Genomic DNA, 16,182 nt, shown 5'->3' with positions numbered 1-16,182 from the left:
TCCGTGATGCAGGTCTCACTACCCCCGAACGGGGGGTGCGCCCGCACAGGAGCCGTAGCGAAGGGGCGAATCAGGTGACGGCAGACGCGTCCGACGAGGTCGAGATACGCAACGCGCTGCTGCGTCTGCGGCGGGGCACCGGCCTTCCGGTCGCCTTCGGCGGCTTGATGGAGGCCGGGCAGCAGATGCGCATCAGCGAACTGAGCGGCACGGCGACGCATGCCCTGCGTTCGCTGGTGGTGACGTCCGGAACCGGTCTGGGCGGCAAGACGGTGGCGTTGTCCCGGCCGTGCGTGGTGACGGACTACTCGGCGTCGCGGCAGATCAGCCACGAGTACGACGCCCCCGTGGCCGTGGAGGGGCTGCGCTCGGTGCTGGCCGTGCCGGTGGTGGTGCGGCACCGGGTGCGCGGGGTGCTGTACGGGGCGCTGCGCACGGCGCTGCCGCTGGGCGGGCGGATGCTGGACACGGCCGTCGAGGCGGCGCGGGACGTGGAGCGGGCGCTGGTCGTCCGGGACGAGGCCCGCACACTCGTCGCCGGGGCCGGTGCCGGGGTGGGGCCGGGGTGGGAGCAGGTGCGGGAGGCGCACGCGGCCCTGCGGGCGCTGGCCCCGAGGATCACGGACCCGGAGCTGCGCGCGGAGCTGCTCGGCGCGTGTGCGCTGCTGACGGCCGGAACGGGCCCCTCGGCCCGGGTCCGGCTCGCGCCGCGCGAGGTGGACGTGCTGGCGTGCGTGGCGGCGGGGGCGACGAACGCGGTCGCCGCGCAGCGGCTGGGCGTGACGCCCGAGACCGTCAAGGGGTACCTGCGGTCGGCCATGCGGAAGCTGCGGGCCCGCACCCGTGGCGAGGCCGTGGTCGCCGCGCGCCGGGCGGGGTGGTTGCCATAGGTTTGTGGTGCTTTCTGACGCGCTTGTTCGTTCGAGCTGCCGAGGGGTTCCCGACGGGGCGCCGGCCTCGTGTTCCGCCGCATTCGGGAGTCCGATGAATTCGCCCGCCGACACCTGTTGTTATTTCCCTCACCACGCCGTCCCTCCGAAATTCAAAGAGCTGTTGCCTAATATTGGCCAGGACACGACACAGGGAGGGGAGCGGTGACCGTTCGACGGGACTTCCAGGAGCCTCCCAGGAGCCGCCCCGACCTGGTCATCGGCCGGGAGGATCTGTTCGCATCGGCGCGTGAGCAGCTCGGCCGAGGGGGCAGCGTGCTGCTTCACGGCCCCGCCGGAATTGGAAAGTCGACGGTCCTGCGGGCGCTGGCGGCGGATTACGGCGGTGCGGGCCGGACGGTGTTGCGCTGCTCGGCGACCGAGTCCGAATCCCACCTGCCCTTCCTGGCGCTGGCCGACCTGTTCGGACTGGTCCTGGAAGACGTGTCCGGTGCGCTGCCCGGCGCCCAGCGCACCGCCCTGGAGTCGGCGCTCACCGGCCGCGGCGAGTCCACGCTCCAGCGCGACGGGCTCGCACTGCGCCTGGCGGTGCTGTCGGCGCTGCGCGCCCTCGCCGCGAAGGGCCCGGTGCTGGTGGTCGCCGACGATCTCCAGTGGCTGGATGCCGCCAGTGCGGAACTGCTCGGCTTCGCGGCCCGCCGGCTGGGTGACACGCCCGTGCAGATGCTGTGCGCGGTACGGACCGAGGGCCAGGAGTACGACCGTCACCTGCCGGCGTCTCCGCCCGACACGCTCGCCGTCCGGCTGGGCCCGCTGACCCGTACGCAGGTCTCGGCGCTGCTCGACCACCGCGGCTACACGCCCCTGTCCCGCTCCACGGTCCGCGACATCCACCGCACCAGCGGCGGCAACCCGCTCTTCGCGCTGGAGCTGGGCCGGGCCCTGGCCGAGAGCCCGGCCCGGCCGCGGCCCGGTGAGCCGCTGCCCGTGCCCACGTCGCTGCGGGCCCTGGTGCTGAGCCGGCTGGAGATGCTGTCCGACGAGGCGCGCCGCACCCTCCTCGTCGCCAGCGCCGGCGCCCGTCCCACGCTGGCGCTGCTGCACGCGGCCGGGCGGGAGCACGCCGAGGCCGAGACGGCCCAGGCGGCGGCGCTGGGCCTGCTGGCCACGGACCCCGAGGCACCGGCCCTGCGGTTCGCGCACCCGCTGATCTCGGCCGCGCTCTACGCCGAGGCCCCGGCGCAGGAGCGGCGGGCCGTGCACGCCGCGCTGTCCACGGCGGCCTCCGACCCGATCGAGCGGGCCCGGCACCTGGCCCTGGCTACCACCGGCACCGACCCGGACGTCGCTGCCAGGCTGGCCGAGGCCGGTGCGCTGGCCCGGGACCGCGGAGCCCCCTCCGTGGCCGCCTCGCTCGGGCTGCTCGCCGCGCGGCACACCCCGGTGGACAGCACCCCGGGTCCCGACGAGCGGCGTCTGCAGGCCGCGGAGGACGCGATCACCGCCGGCGAGGCCGATCTCGCCCGGGACATCGCCCGCGACGTACTGACGCGTGCCACCGTGCCCGCCGAGCGGGTGCGGGCGTGGATGGTCGTCATCGAGGCGGCCGGGCAGGCCCTCGGCGAGGTCGACGCGGTCTTCCCGCAGGTCCTGGCCGACGCGGGCGACGACCCGAGCCTCCTCGGCCTGGTCCACTACCAGCTGGCGTGGCGCGGCCTGGTCGTCGAGGGCGACTTCGCCGAGGCCCGCCAGGAGGCCGCGCACGCGGCGGAGCTGGCCGCCCGGGGCGGGGACCGGCGCACCGAGCTGATGGCGCTGTCGTTCCAGGCCTCCACCGAGACCCTGATGGGCCACCCGGACGCCCCCGTGACCGTCAAACGGGCCCTGAGGGAACCCCAGGACCCCTATGTGGCCTGCCACCACAACGGCGCCGGGTCGGCCCGGTTCCGCTGGCTGATCATGAGCGACCAGCTGCCGGAGGCGCGGGCGACCATCACCGCGCTGCTGCGCGAGGTGCGCCGGCGCGGCATGGTCGAGAGCGAGGTGCACTTCCTGCGCTTCCTCGCCGACACGGAACTGCGCTCCGGGCACTGCGGCCGGGCCCTGGACCTGGCCCGCGAGAGCCTGCGGCTGGCCCGGGACTCCGGGATCGGCGAGGGCGCCTCGGCCATGCTCGCCTCGCTCGCGGAGGCCTCGGCCGGGGACGTCGACCGGGCCCTGGCCCTCGCCCGGGAGGCGGCGGACCACGCCGAGGTCGACGGCGACCAGATGTACCTGTCCCGGGCCCTCGCGGCGCTGGGCTACGCCCAGTTGGTGGCCGGCGACCCGGCCGCCACCGTCCGTTCGCTGCGCCGGGTGCGGGAGCTGGAGCTGGGCCTCGGCATCAACGACCCCGGGCGCGGGCGCTGGCACGGCGACCTCGCCGAGGCCCTGGTCCGCATCGGCGAGCCGGGCGAGGCCCAGGACGTCATCGACACGACCCGGGCGCACGCGCTGCGGCTGGGCCGGCAGAGCGTGCTGGCCGTCCTCGACCGGGCTGAGGCGCTGGTGCGGGCGGCACGCGGCGAACACGAGGCCGCCGTCGTCCGGTTGACGTCCGTGCAGGACCGGCTCGGCCGGCTCGGGTACGGCCTGGAGGAGGCCCGGGCCGCCTTCGCGCTGGCCCGCCTGCGCACCCAGGCCGCCGCCTTCCCGCGCACCGGCGCCAGGCCCCTGCCGGGACCGGCGTCGTACGACGAGGCCGCCCGGCTGTTCCGGCGCTGCCGCGCGCTGCCCTGGCTGCGGCAGGTCGACGCGGCCGCCACGGCCGGTCCCACGGCGGTGGAACCGGCCCCCGCCGCACCGGCCGCCGCCCTCGACGCTCTGGATGGCCTCGCCGCGATGGAGCGTCAGGTCGCCTCGCTGGTGATGGAGGGCGCGACCAACCGGGAGATCGCGGCGCGCCTGTTCATCAGCGTCAAGACCGTCGAGGCGACCCTCACCCGGGTCTACCGCAAGCTCGGCATCCGCTCCCGGGTGGACATCGTCCGGCTGGCCGCGGGCCGCCGCACGACCTGACCCCACCTGGGTTTACGGGGCCCGACCGAGGGTTATCCCTGCCCAACTCCCCTAGGGGGTTCCCTCATTGGGGGCCTCGCCCGCCGGGCTCTAGCTTGGGGGCGTGCCGCTCGCCGGACACACGGAGATCCGAACAACGACGTGAGGGTCCCCGTGCACGACCACCCGCGCGACCCCCCACCGGCAACTCCCCAAGGAGACCCATGTTCGGGCTCAACGCTGCCAAGAAGGCCGCCGCCGTCGTCGCGGCGACCGCTGCCGCCGCCACGACCGCGCTGCTCGCCGCCCCCACGGCCGTCGCCGCGCCCCAGCCGATCGTCGGCGGTACCACGACCACGACGTCCGCGTACCCGTTCGTCATGCAGATCACGGACGCCTCGCAGAACCAGTTCTGCGGCGGCACGCTGGTCTCGCCCACGAAGGTCGTCACCGCCGCGCACTGCATGGTCGGGGAGACCACCAGCAGTGTGCGCGTCGTCGGTGGCCGCACCTACCTCAACGGCACCAACGGCACGGTCGCCAGAGTCAGCAAGATATGGATCCACCCGAGCTACACCGACGCCACCAACGGCGAAGACGTGGCGGTGCTGACGCTGTCGACGTCGATGCCGTACACCACGGCGAAGTACGTCTCCTCCTCCCAGACCTCGGTGTACGCGGCCGGCACCACCGCCCGCATCCTCGGCTGGGGCACCACCTCCTCGAACGGCAGCAGCTCCAACCAGCTGCGCACCGCGACCGTACCGACCGTGTCCGACTCCAGTTGCGCGGGCTCCTACGGCTCCGACTTCGTGCAGAGCGACATGGTGTGCGCCGGAAAGACCACCGGCGGCGTGGACACCTGCCAGGGCGACAGCGGCGGCCCCCTGCTCATCGGGGGCGTCCTGGCAGGCATCACTTCCTGGGGCGAAGGCTGCGCCCAGGCCGGTTACCCGGGTGTCTACACCCGGCTGACCACCTTCTCCAACCTGGTCACGACGCAGGTCAACTCGTGATCGGGCACTAACTCCTGAGTAACCCTCAGGTGAAAGACCAGGGGGCGTTGCGGGCCTCCACGAGCGGCCCGCAACGCCCCCTCTCCATGCCGTGAGGCTGCGTTCTAGGTCCGTACGGCACCGAACCCGATGTCGTACGACGACTGCGGGTGCATGACGCGCAGCATCCGCTCGCCCTCGGCGGTGACGTCGTCCCTCTCGCTCCGGGTGAGCCGGTCGAAGGGCTCGATCACGAGCGCGTCCTCCTCCAGTCGCCACAGCCCCGCGAGGAAGCCGTCGACGAGGAGCGTGCGGTAGGCCAGGTTCCCTTTCCAGGAACGGCCCCGGTGCTCGGGCGGGACGACGCGGGTGCGGTCGGCGTGCGAGAGCAGCAGGTTGTCGAACTCGGGGAGGAAGCGCGGCGGCGCCGGGGTGTCCGGGTCGGGGCGGGGGGCGTCCGGCAGGTCGAAGAGTTCGACGCCGTTCACGTCCCGGAAGGTCACGAGCTGCGGGCGGAGGCGTTCGAAGGCCTCGCGCAGGCGGGTCATTCCGGCCCAGGCCTGCATGTCCCGCACGGAGGCCGGGCCGAAGGCGGCGAGGTAGCGCAGGACGACCGCGTCGGGCGTGGGGGCCGGTTCCGCGGACCGGCCGAGCCAGTGCTCGGCGGTCGTGAGACTGACCTGCCCGCTCCGCCCCCACAGACCGCGCGGCGTCACCTGCACGAGCGGGAGACGGCAGCGGGCCGCCACGGCCAGGGCCTGCGGATCGGCGTCGGGCCACTCCTGGAGCAGGGCTTCGCGCAGTTGCCTCATGGTGCGGGGCTCGGTCTCGACGAGGTCGCGGGCGAGCACGGTGAGCCGGTCCAGGTCGACGCCGGCGAGTCCCTTGCGGAAGGTGACCAGTTCCCGGTCCCGGGCGGGCTGCACCAGCGGCCGCAGGGTGAGGCAGTCGTCCGCGGTGTGGGTGTGGATGGTGGAGCGCATCGTGACGATCCGCACGGCCTCGCGGTCCGCCATCAGCCGGGACAGCGCCTCGGGGGTGAACCCGTCCAGGCGGGCGGCGAGCGCGTAGTACGGAGGTTTGACGTTCTGCGCCTGGAGTCCGAGCAGGTGCTCGACCGCCGCCGCGACGGACAGCCGGGCGGGGCGCAGGAGCAGCTGCCGGTCGAGGGTCGCGCGGTTGAGCGCACGCGTGCCGAGCAGGGGTGCCGTGCCGGTGACGCTCCGCTTGGTGTTCGTCATGTGAGGCACGGTAGCGGGGCTTGCGGACAGGTTCTGTCCGCGACTGCGGGCTACCGCGGCCCTCCCCCGCCCGACGACCGCTCCCGTCGGGGAACGCCAGGACTCCGCAGTACGGGAACAGGCCGGGCCGCACGGGCACAGCAGAAAGGTGACCCGGCGGATCGCGTACCGGACGGAGCCGAGCCGTCCGCCGATCTCGCGGGTTCCGGTCCGGACGAGGCGGGCGAGTGCCTCGGACACCGGTGAACCGCCGCGGACACCGACTCCTGCGCGGGTGAGCCCCCGCAGGTCCTGCGGGACGTCGGAGAAGACCGCGATGAGCGTCTCGTGGCGCGCGGACTCGACGGGCACACCCGCCGGCCACAGGAAGGGCATACCGGGATCGTGGCCTCCGGGCTCCTCGCCCAGCGCGCGTCGTTCTGCCGGGTCGAGCGTGATCCCGGCGGGTTCCGCCTGGTTCAGGACGGTGATGCGGCCCGCGACACCCACGTCGAGGACGTTGGCATAGAGAGTGTCCCCGCCGGTACCGGCATGCGCGACGCTCACGCGCAATCGGTCGGTCAGGTGCAGCACGGCGCCGTCCGTGACGCGGCCGGCCTCGGCGGACACCGCGAAGTCGACCGGTGCCGACAGTTCGTCGACACCGTCGCCCAGGCTCCGCAACCGCAGCGAAGCAGCGAGATCGCGGACGTGGCCGCGGAGTTCGGCGAGATCGCCGGGATCCAGGGCGCGGCGGGTCCGGTAGAGCGGCAGGCCCGTCGAGTCGTACAGCATGTACGTGGGGCCGGCGAGTGCCACGGTGGCGATGTCGGTCGGGTGCTCGGCGGCGTCGGACCGCACGCCGATGCCGGGCAGCTCTGCGAGACCGGCGACGACCGGTTCCGTGGGGATCCCGTCGACCGCGGTGACCCGCACGTCGAGATCACGGCCCGCACTTCGCCACGGGTGGGCCATGGAACCGTCCGGTACCGGCCGGCCGTCGACCGGGTCCAGCAGGGCTGCGTCCCCGACCAGATGGGTGACCCGCACGACCGGCGCGACCGACTCTTCGGGAGCGCTTCCCGCGCGAGAGAGCAGGAACTGGTCCCCGGCCCTGATCCCGTGGAGCCGTGCACCGTCGAGCCACGCCTGGCCGGTGCCGAGGTCCGTTCGTACCGGGTGGGGCCGCTCCGTACGGCGCACGTCGAGCGTGAAGGGGATCCGGTCGACGGGCCCTTCCGCCTCGGGCCGCTGGAGCGGGGCCATGGCGAGGACCTCGTGACGGACACGGTCCATGACGGCCTGCCAGGTCGTGTGCGGGTCCGCCCGCAGCGCCGCGATCAGTGCGGCGGTGAACAGGCCGTGCGGCCCGCCGAAGTCGAACGAGTAGTCCTCGTGGGCGCGCTGGTGCGAGCCGCGCGCGACGAGTCGTACGGTGTGCGGGTTGGCGTCGAACCAGTCCGCATGGGGGTGCTCGTCGCGCAGCCGCCGGAACTCCGCCCGCGCGCTGTCCCAGCGGCGGGCCACAGCGGCCTTCGGCCACTTTGCGTCCCACCCGCGGACCCGCATCCCGTCGCGCACCGCCTCGCGCGCCATCCGGGCGCTGAAGCAACAGTCCAGAACGGTGGTCACGTCGGGTGTGCGCAGCGTCAGGCGCCATTGCAGGCTGCTCAGTTCCTCCGCGAGGATTCCGCGGAAGTCGTCCGCGTCCGTCCGAGCCACGTCCGTCGGCAGGATGAACCGCAACTCACCGGGTATCCCGGGAGTCGCGGTGGTGGAGCGGCTGCCGTGGCCGGCGTAGAACACCACGACGCTGTCACCCGGCTTCGTCACCCGGAGGGTCGGGCGGGTGGCGGGAGGGACGACGGTACCGACTCGATTCCTCCCGCTGCATCACCAATGCCGAAAGGGAACTCCGGTCAGCCGCCGTCCTCGGGGTCCACGACGAGGACGACCTGGCTGGCGGACGGCACCCAGTGCGGCGGCGGGGCGGCGGGGCCGAACCGTTCCCGGCGGGCCGCCAGAGCGTCGAACTCGGCTGCCAGCACGGCTCCGAGCGGAGCGTGGGCTTCGAATGCCCGGGCCACTTCGCGCGCCGCCGAGTCGATCGCCTCATACGTCTCGGGCGTCGACGTCTCCTCCGTGCCGCCGGCCGCGGAGACGTGCTGTGCGGTGTCCAGCGCCCGCAACGCCGTCAGAACATGTGACTCCAGGCGTTCGAGGTCGGCCCCGTGCACCAACTCCGCTGCCTTCGGCCACACTTGCGCGACTGCGGGAACGAGTGGTCCCCAGTCCTCCACGTTGCCCCCCATGACTCCGAGAAGACTCCCGATACGCGGACCGGATGACTCACGGCCCCCCTAGTACTCCAGCCGTAGTTCGTGATCTTCATGCCTGCGCGGCTTGTCGTCGGTAGTGGCTGGCCTGAGATCGGGCCTGGTGGCGGCGTCGCCAGTGGGACCAGCTGAGCCGGTGGGCTGTGTCGTGGACGGGTCGGATGACGACAGTGATGAACAGTCGCTGGATTTCGTTGCAGGTGAGCGGTATGAGGGCGTCTGGTGCGGGGTGGCGGGCGTGTTCGTCGGCGCGCACGACTGCGAGGAAGGCGTGGGCGAGCATGGCGAGGGTGACCCAGCGGGACCAGGACGCGTAGCGGCGGACCTGGTGCTCGTCCAGTCCGGCCAGACCCTTGCCGGACTGGAACGTCTCTTCCACTCGCCATCTTGATCCAGCGACTCGTACCAGCGTGGCCAGCGGCACTGGCGCGGGTGAGTAGCAGCGGTAGTAGGCGAGTTCGCCGGTGGTGCGATTGCGGCGGATCAGCAGCTGGCGGCTGCCTGTGGCGGGGTCGGGCAGGTCGATGGCGGCCCAGTCGTAGAAGCGGTGCCCCTTCGCCCCCGCTCCTGCGGACAGCTTCTGCCAGGCTCGCTTGGGCAGCTTCTTGACGAGGGTGTCCGCGCGGAACTTCCCGGCTCCGGTGGTGACTTCATGGGAGCAGGCCACGGCCAGCACGTAGCCGGTGCCGCGCCTCCAGCGCGGCACGCAGTGTCGGGTTGCCGCCGTAGACCTCGTCCCCCGCGACCCACGACGCGTGGTGGCCGGCCTCAAGGAACCGGGTGATCATGCGGGTGGCCAGCTCCGGTTTGGTCGCGAACCCGGCTTCCTCGCCCAGCCCGGCGGCCCGGCAGCGATCGGGGTCGGCCGTCCAGGAGCGCGGGATGTACAGTTCCCGGGCCACCGCCGCATGCCCGCGCCGACCGGCGTAGACCAGGTAGACCGCGACCTGCGAATTCTCAATCCTGCCCGCGGTACCGGTGTATTGCCGCTGGACGCCGACCGTGCGCGTGCCCTTCTTCACGTCCCCGGTCTCGTCGACCACCAGCACCGCCTGGTCGTCGCGTAGATGCTCCACCACGTACTCGCGCACGTCGTCGCGTACCTGGTCGGCGTCCCAGTTGCACGGCCCAGCAAGTGCTGCATGCCGTCCGGGGTGGTCTCTCCGGCCCACTCGGCGATGGTCCAGCAGTTCTTGCGCGGCAGGTCCGACAGCAGCCCGAGCGCCAACTGCCGGACATGACGCCGGGGTTCGACCCGTGCGAACCGTCCCGATATCCGGTCCATCAGGTCCTCGAATGCCTCCTGCCAGCGGGCAGGGTCTACGCTGTGCCCTACGGCCACCGCATGATCGTTTGTCTTCACACACCGATGATCAACAGTGGCCGCACCCTTGCCCGAACAGGCCCCCCACCAGCAAGATCACAATCTATCGTCGAGTCCCCGCCGGCCATTCCGCTTCGAGGATGCTGAACATCTCGGAGTCCCGCCAGCCGTCCCGGATCAACGCAGTGTGCCGATGCCGCCCCTCGTACGTCATGCCGAGCTTGCCCAGCAACCGAGACGACGCGAGATTGCGGGGGTCACAGGTCGCGTAGATCCGGTGGAGTCCCAATTCCCCGAACCCGCGCGACAGAAGCTCTTGTCCGATCGCCGTGCCCACGCCACGCCCCCAGGCCCTCGGGTGCACGATGTAGGCGATTTCACCCTGCCGATGGCGACGGCTACGAATGTGCAGCTCACCCATGCCGACGAGTTCGTTCTCGAAGCGAGCAATGTAGACGAACCTCTGCTGATGGGCGTGCGACCAGGCTTCGACGGCGGCTTGCACGAACGCGCGCGTCTGGTCCTCGGTGTTCGGCCCCCAAGGCTGGTAGCGACAAGCCTCCTCAAGGCTGGCCCAGGAGTGCACTGCTTGCCAGTCGTTGAGCGCGAGCTTGCGCAAAGTCACCATGGATTGGCTCACAAGCGGATCTTGCCAGATCTCGCAGGGGCACGAGCCCGGACTTCGGTATCCCGCCACCGCCGTCAGACCGAGCCCCACAGACCGGCGTCACCTTGCGCCAAGTCACGATCTACGGCTGGAGTACTAGGCATCATAAGGCGCGGGTCGGCCGCCTCGGAGGACAAGTGCACAGGTACCGAACCGCGGTCGCGGCCACGGTGCAGGAGTGCCCCTGAGTACCCGGCCTCATCGGGCTTGAGTAGTCGCTCGGATATCCCACCGCAGGTCAGCACGACAAGGTCGTTCTGGGCGACCCGATCCGAATACGCCCGACGAATGGCGCCCAGAGGCAAGAGGCGGGGAAATCCGATGAGCAACGCAGCCGAGCAGATGCACATGCGGGCACATCCGTTGGTGCAGCGTTTTCTGTCACTGGAACTCGACCCGGATCACTGCGCGGTTTTCGGGAGCGGCCCCATGCTGGCGCATGGACTCAAGATGTCGCTCGGGGACCTCGATATCGTCGCCCGAGGGCCTGCCTGGCAGAAGGCCTGCAAGGACGGTGCCCTCGGTGTCTCCACAATCGGTGGAGACCCTGTGGCTGCCTTTTGGGGCGGCAGAGTAGAAGTGTTCAACGTCTGGTTCCCCCAGGATGTCTCAACGGATGACCTGATCGACGCAGCCGACGTGGTCGCCGGAATCCGCTTCGTCCAGCTCCGGCACGTGCTCGCGTACAAGCGCCGGCTCCGACGGCCGAAGGACGTCCCGGACATCGCCGCACTGGAGCAGGCTCTCGGCGCACCTGCGCACGCCGGCAGCCCGCAGGCGGCCTGAGCGCGGCTCCACGCGGATCCGAAACCCGAGCGGGTCGTTAGGCCCGCGGCCCCCCGGGTACTCAGCAGTACATTCCCGGAACCCGCACCACCCGCACCACTCGGGAGATCCGATGCTCCGACGTCCACCCCCGCCGCATCTCACCGCACCCCATGAGTGACAGCACCGGACGGGCGGTGGAGGGCATGGAACGAGGCGCGGACCCGGCGCGGGCGGCTCTGATCGTGATCGACATGATCAATACGTACGACCACGAGGACGCCGAGCTCCTCGTGCCGTCCGTCGAGGGGATCGTGCCGGTCCTGACCGAGCTGCTCGGCCGGGCCCGCGAGGCGGACGTTCCCGTGATCTACGTGAACGACAACTTCGGGCTGTGGCGCTCGCACCACGGAGAGCTGCTGGACGCGGCCCTGTCCCAGCCGAACGCCCACCTGATCGAGCCCATCCGGCCCGACGACCGGTCGCTCTTCGTCATGAAGGCGCGCCATTCGGTCTTCTTCGAGACGCCCCTGTCCTACCTCCTGTGGAGCCTGGGCGTCGGGCACGTGGTGCTGACCGGCCAGGTCACCGAGCAGTGCGTCCTCTACTCCGCGCTGGACGCGCACATCCGCCATCTGGAGGTGACGGTGCCGAAGGACGCCGTCGCCTCCATCCATCCCCACCTGGCGTCCGCCGCCCTGGAGATGATGGAACGCAACATGGGTGCCCGGATCACCACGGCGAAGGAGACCGAGTTCGAGCCCCGGGGGAAGTGAGACCTGTCTTTACTCCCCCGCCATTACCTGACTAAGGTCAGACAATGACGAGGAAGCAGGTAGAGCAGGTACGGCGCTTCAACCGGACGGTCGCCGAGCGGGTGGGGGTGCTGAACGACCACTATCTGGGCGGGGCGCGCCCCTACGGCCAGGCCCGGCTGCTCTGGCAGATCGGCGACGGCGGCACGCACGACGTGCGCGGCGTACGGGAGCGGCTCGGTCTCGACTCCGGGTATGTGAGCCGGCTGCTGCGGGCACTCGAACGCGACGGTCTCGTGGCCGTCGAGCCCCACCCCCGCGACCGGCGGGTACGCACTGTGCGGCTGAGCGAGGCCGGGCAGCGCGAGCGGGCCTTCCTCGACGACCGCAGCGACGCACTGGCCGCCTCGCTCCTCGACCCGCTCGACGCCCGGCAGCGGGAGCGGCTGACCTCCGCCATGGCCGAGGTCGAGCGGCTGCTGACCGCCTCGATGGTCTCCCTGGAAGAACTCGACCCCGATCACCCGGACGCCGCGCACTGCCTGCGGTCCTACGCCGCCGAGCTGCGCGAGCTCTTCGACGGCGGTTTCGACCCCGGCAACAGCCTGTTGCCCGACCCGGGCGGGCTGCGCGCGCCGCGCGGGCTGTTCCTCGTCGCCCGCTTGCACGGCGAACCGGTGGGCTGCGCCGGGCTCAAGCTGCCGGCCGGGGCCCCCGCGGAGATCAAGCGGTTGTGGGTCTCCCCCGGGACCAGGGGACTCGGCCTGGCCCGACGCCTGCTGTCCGAACTGGAGGCACGCGCCGCCCGGCACGGCAGCGACCGGGTGCGGCTCGACACCAACCGAGCCCTGAAGGCGGCCACCCGCCTGTACCGCGCCACCGGCTACACCGAGGTTCCCGCCTTCAACGACGAGCCTTATGCACACCACTGGTTCGAGAAGCGGCTTTGAATCCTCCCCTTCCTGAAGGGAGGGGATTCCTGGCTCAGGCTGCCTCCTGGAGCAGCGCTCCAGGAGGTCTGAGCCTTTCTGCCCTGTCCGGCGTGGGGGAGGTCGTGCGCGTCGGAGGTGGTGGTCGCGATCTGTTTCACACCCCAGTCGACACCGAGCACAAGACCGGTTGAAGGCAGCGGCTGTATGACCGGCCACCCCCACCCCCAGCTGCGTCATCCCGCCTTCTCCTAGCCCCGGCCCCGGCCGAAATCACGTCCCGACCCCTGCAAAGGAACATACGCACGACCGCCGCATACCCGTACCCCGATCCCCAGGCCACCACCCCGACCTGCGACAGCTGGCACGCACGTTCGCACCAGCACGCAAACACAGGACCGCGATACGGGCCTACCGCGTCCCGAACGGGTTGCGTCGACGTTCCGCGTCGTAATCACCGAATGCGATTCCTCTCCGGCGTGAACACCGGGACACCCTCGCGACAAACAGGTGAACCGGCGCTCGTCGACTCAGCCGCAGCGGCGGCCGGAGTTGATGCAGCGGACGGCCTGCTTCATCAGCCGCTCGGGCATCGCGTTGATGAAGTCGCCGTGATCGGTGACGGGCTTGTGCAGCGACTCGGGGAAGCTGTCCACGGCGAAGGCGGTGCTGCCGGCCAGGCCGCTGTAGGTCAGGCGCTGTACGAGCTGCGGCACCGCCTTGAATCCGGCCGGGCACCTGCCCCGTGAGTCGGCGAAGGCGACATGACTGCGGTGGTTGGCGCTGTCGGTGTTCCGGCCGTCCCAGCAGCTCTGGAACCGTTCGGTGCGGACCAACTCGCTGCCGGCCGGGCAGATCGGGTACTTGTCCTTGAGCTGAACGCGGTTCTCGAAGCCGGTGCAGGACCAGGCCGCGTTGGCGTTGGCGCCGCCGTTCGCGTTGGCCTTGGCGTCACCGGTGATGATGCGCAGGAAGCGCGGCATCGCGACCACCTTGGCGGTGGGGCTGCCGACGAAGGCGAGGCCCACGGACGTAGGGGTGAGGATCTTGCCGATGTTCCCCTCGGCTCCACCGCCGGGACTGCCCGCGTCCGCCTCCTCGACTCCGCCACGGTCGCGCAGCACCGGCCAGTAGTAGGTCGACCGGTCGCCGTTGGTGCATGTGGTGGCGGCCGCGGCGAGGGTGTCGTCGGTGGTGAAGGCGTCGACGCCTATGGCACCGACGTAGTCGTGGGTGTGGTGGGCCCCGTTGCCCACCCCTGGGGCGACGATCACGTTGTCGGAGTTGTGCCGGCCCTCCGCGTTGACTCCGCAGCGGGTCTTGAAGGCACCCTTGGAGGCGTTGCGGTTGTTGCGCGGTGGGGCCGGCACGTTGGGGGCGACCTTGGTGATGTCCACGAAGTCCTCGGGCACCGGGCCGTTGCCGGCAGCCGGCGACGGGCTCGCTCCTTGCCCCTGCCCGGCACCGTTCAGTGTGCATGCGGCCAGGCTGCTCAGGCCCTGCGGCCGGGGTGCGCCCGTGCGGCTGATCGCGATGGCGATGCGGTCGACCGTGGCGGTCCGCTTGTCCTTGAGGGGGCCGAGAATGGCGTTGCGCGCGAAGTCCGGACCGCCCTGACCGCGCGTGGCGGCCAGCCGGTTGCCGGCCTCGGTGATCTGCGACTCCAGCAGTCGCAGATTGCGGTCGACCTCCGCACGCGCCTGATCGGGCACGTCCGGCAGCCGGTCGGCCACGGAGGGGCAGGAGAGGGGCGAGGCCGCGCGGGTGGTGGCCCGGGGGGCGTCGGTGGCGTTGGCCTGCATGTTGACCAACGCGAGTCCGACACCGCCCGCGGCCAGCCCGGCGACGAGGACGATCGCGTTGCGACGCTTCCGGTCGCGCCTGTGTCCCTGGTTCATGGTGGCCTTTCCGTTCATGTGTCAGGTGTGACCACCGTGGCCGCTGGGACGAAGATCGACCACCGGTTCCGACCGGGCGTCACCGTCGCGTAAGAACTGGCCCCTGCCGCATCGATTCCAGGTCTTACGGAGTCATGACGGACGGCCGCGCTCCCGTGGGACGACACCGATGGGCGCCTAGCGTGCCCGTATGCGCGTACTGGTCACCGGCGGTGCCGGGTTCATCGGGTCCCATGTGGTCGCCACCCTGCGGGAGCGGGGGCACGAGGCAATCGTGTTCGACGTGCGGGAGGATCCCGCAGCCGACGTGCGGGACCGCGCGGCGGTAGGCCGTGCCCTGGCCGGTGTGGACGCCGTGTGCCACCAGGCCGCGATGGTCGGGCTCGGCGACGGGGTCGCCGACGCGGCGGACTACGTCTCGCACAACGACCTGGGGACGGCCGTGCTGCTCGCGGCCATGGCGGAGGCGGGCGTACGGACCCTCGCGCTCGCCGGGTCGATGGTCGTGTACGGGGAAGGACGGTACGCGTGTGCGCGGCACGGGGTGGTGAGGCCCGGGCCGCGGGCCGTGGCCGCGCTCGACGCGGGCCGGTTCGAGCCCCCCTGCCCGGTGTGCGGGGAGGACCTCTCCCCCGGGCTGGTCCGCGAGGACGCCCCGGCCGATCCGCGCAACGTGTACGCGTCGACCAAGCTCGCCCAGGAGCATCTGGCCGCCGCCTGGGCCCGCTGCACCGGCGGGTCGGCGGTGTCGCTGCGCTACCACAACGTGTACGGGCCCGGCATGCCCCGGGACACCCCCTACGCCGGTGTCGCCTCCTTCTTCCGTTCGGCGCTCGCCCGGGGCGAGGCGCCACGGGTGTTCGAGGACGGGGGGCAGCGCAGGGACTTCGTGCACGTCCGGGACGTGGCGGCGGCCAACGCCGTGGCACTGGAGGCGCAGTCCGCCCCGGGTGTGCTCACCGCGTACAACACCGGCAGCGGTGACCCGCACACCGTCGGCGGGATGGCGCGGGCGCTGGCCGCCGCGTACGGCGGGCCCGAGCCGGTCGTCACGGGTGAGTACCGGCTCGGGGACGTACGGCACATCACCGCGGACTCCTCGCGGCTGCGGGCGGAGCTGGGGTGGAAGCCGGAGGTCGGCTTCGAGGAGGGCATGGCGCAGTTCGCGCGGGCCGGGATGCGCGGAGGGTAGGCGGCGCTGCCCGGGATGCCCCTGGACGCCGCCACGGGCCGGGATGCGCGGAGCGCAGGCGGCACTGCCCGGATGCCCCTGGACGGCCCCGTCGGTGGTCGCGGCTGGAACCGGAACTCGCGGGTGACGGCCTCGGCGGTCGGGGTGGAGAGTCGGTGCCCGGCGTGCGGCCCGG

Annotated in this window: 11 protein-coding genes and 3 pseudogenes; 7 read left to right on the top strand and 7 right to left on the bottom strand. The window is 71.8% G+C overall.

Annotated elements, in window-relative coordinates:
* The first annotated feature begins 74 nt into the window (after positions 1–74).
* From CEB94_RS32295 to CEB94_RS32285, 3 genes are all read left to right on the top strand, one after another.
* On the top strand, positions 75–890 hold the full coding sequence (locus CEB94_RS32295; protein ID WP_175435539.1) for a helix-turn-helix transcriptional regulator: 816 nt from the start codon (positions 75–77) through the stop codon (positions 888–890).
* A 204-nt stretch (positions 891–1,094) separates the two neighbouring features.
* A complete protein-coding gene (locus CEB94_RS32290) occupies positions 1,095–3,947 on the top strand; it encodes a helix-turn-helix transcriptional regulator (RefSeq protein WP_175435538.1) in 2,853 nt (950 codons plus the stop codon).
* A 203-nt stretch (positions 3,948–4,150) separates the two neighbouring features.
* Positions 4,151–4,942, top strand: a complete 792-nt coding sequence (locus tag CEB94_RS32285; RefSeq protein WP_175435537.1) for a S1 family peptidase — start codon at positions 4,151–4,153, stop codon at positions 4,940–4,942.
* A 104-nt stretch (positions 4,943–5,046) separates the two neighbouring features.
* On the opposite strand, the gene CEB94_RS41215 is transcribed toward CEB94_RS32285, so the two are convergent.
* The 5 genes and pseudogenes from CEB94_RS41215 to CEB94_RS32260 all read right to left on the bottom strand — a co-directional run bounded on the left by CEB94_RS41215 (position 5,047) and on the right by CEB94_RS32260 (position 10,441).
* Entirely contained in the window at positions 5,047–6,162 is a 1,116-nt protein-coding gene (locus CEB94_RS41215) for a winged helix DNA-binding domain-containing protein (RefSeq protein WP_175437242.1), read from the bottom strand.
* Between the two features lie 1,260 nt (positions 6,163–7,422).
* Positions 7,423–7,974 (bottom strand): annotated as a pseudogene (locus CEB94_RS41210) (caspase family protein); the annotation flags it as partial.
* A gap of 86 nt (positions 7,975–8,060) precedes the next feature.
* Positions 8,061–8,453, bottom strand: coding sequence for a hypothetical protein (locus CEB94_RS32270; RefSeq protein WP_175435536.1), 393 nt, complete (start codon positions 8,451–8,453; stop codon positions 8,061–8,063).
* A 76-nt stretch (positions 8,454–8,529) separates the two neighbouring features.
* Positions 8,530–9,762 (bottom strand): annotated as a pseudogene (locus CEB94_RS41960) (IS701 family transposase).
* Positions 9,763–9,904: 142 nt separating this feature from the next.
* Positions 9,905–10,441 carry a GNAT family N-acetyltransferase gene (locus tag CEB94_RS32260; protein ID WP_246111973.1) on the bottom strand — a complete coding sequence of 179 codons (537 nt, stop codon included), beginning with the start codon at positions 10,439–10,441 and terminating at the stop codon, positions 9,905–9,907.
* Positions 10,442–10,789: 348 nt separating this feature from the next.
* Between CEB94_RS32260 and CEB94_RS32255 the strand changes: the two genes are divergently transcribed.
* The 3 genes from CEB94_RS32255 to CEB94_RS32245 all read left to right on the top strand — a co-directional run bounded on the left by CEB94_RS32255 (position 10,790) and on the right by CEB94_RS32245 (position 12,938).
* On the top strand, positions 10,790–11,254 hold the full coding sequence (locus tag CEB94_RS32255; protein WP_175435535.1) for a hypothetical protein: 465 nt from the start codon (positions 10,790–10,792) through the stop codon (positions 11,252–11,254).
* Positions 11,255–11,439: 185 nt separating this feature from the next.
* The gene (locus CEB94_RS32250; RefSeq protein ID WP_175437240.1) at positions 11,440–12,009 is read left to right on the top strand and encodes a cysteine hydrolase family protein; all 570 of its coding nucleotides are present in this window, start codon (positions 11,440–11,442) and stop codon (positions 12,007–12,009) included.
* Between the two features lie 44 nt (positions 12,010–12,053).
* On the top strand, positions 12,054–12,938 hold the full coding sequence (locus CEB94_RS32245; RefSeq protein ID WP_175435534.1) for a bifunctional helix-turn-helix transcriptional regulator/GNAT family N-acetyltransferase: 885 nt from the start codon (positions 12,054–12,056) through the stop codon (positions 12,936–12,938).
* Between the two features lie 68 nt (positions 12,939–13,006).
* Here CEB94_RS32245 and CEB94_RS41195 read toward each other — a convergent pair.
* Both CEB94_RS41195 and CEB94_RS32240 read right to left on the bottom strand, forming a co-directional pair.
* Positions 13,007–13,126 (bottom strand): annotated as a pseudogene (locus CEB94_RS41195) (RNA-guided endonuclease TnpB family protein); the annotation flags it as partial.
* A gap of 321 nt (positions 13,127–13,447) precedes the next feature.
* Positions 13,448–14,815 carry a DUF1996 domain-containing protein gene (locus CEB94_RS32240; protein ID WP_175435533.1) on the bottom strand — a complete coding sequence of 456 codons (1,368 nt, stop codon included), beginning with the start codon at positions 14,813–14,815 and terminating at the stop codon, positions 13,448–13,450.
* A gap of 190 nt (positions 14,816–15,005) precedes the next feature.
* On the opposite strand from CEB94_RS32240, the gene CEB94_RS32235 reads away from it, so the two are divergent.
* Complete coding sequence (locus CEB94_RS32235; protein ID WP_175435532.1) at positions 15,006–16,007, top strand: NAD-dependent epimerase/dehydratase family protein; 1,002 nt, start codon at positions 15,006–15,008, stop codon at positions 16,005–16,007.
* Positions 16,008–16,182 lie beyond the last annotated feature (175 nt).

The sequence above is a fragment of the Streptomyces hawaiiensis genome (assembly GCF_004803895.1).
In the GTDB taxonomy this organism is placed as follows: domain Bacteria; phylum Actinomycetota; class Actinomycetes; order Streptomycetales; family Streptomycetaceae; genus Streptomyces; species Streptomyces hawaiiensis.
Note: the sequence above shows the minus strand (reverse complement) of the source record. Positions and strands in the feature narration are given on the sequence as shown.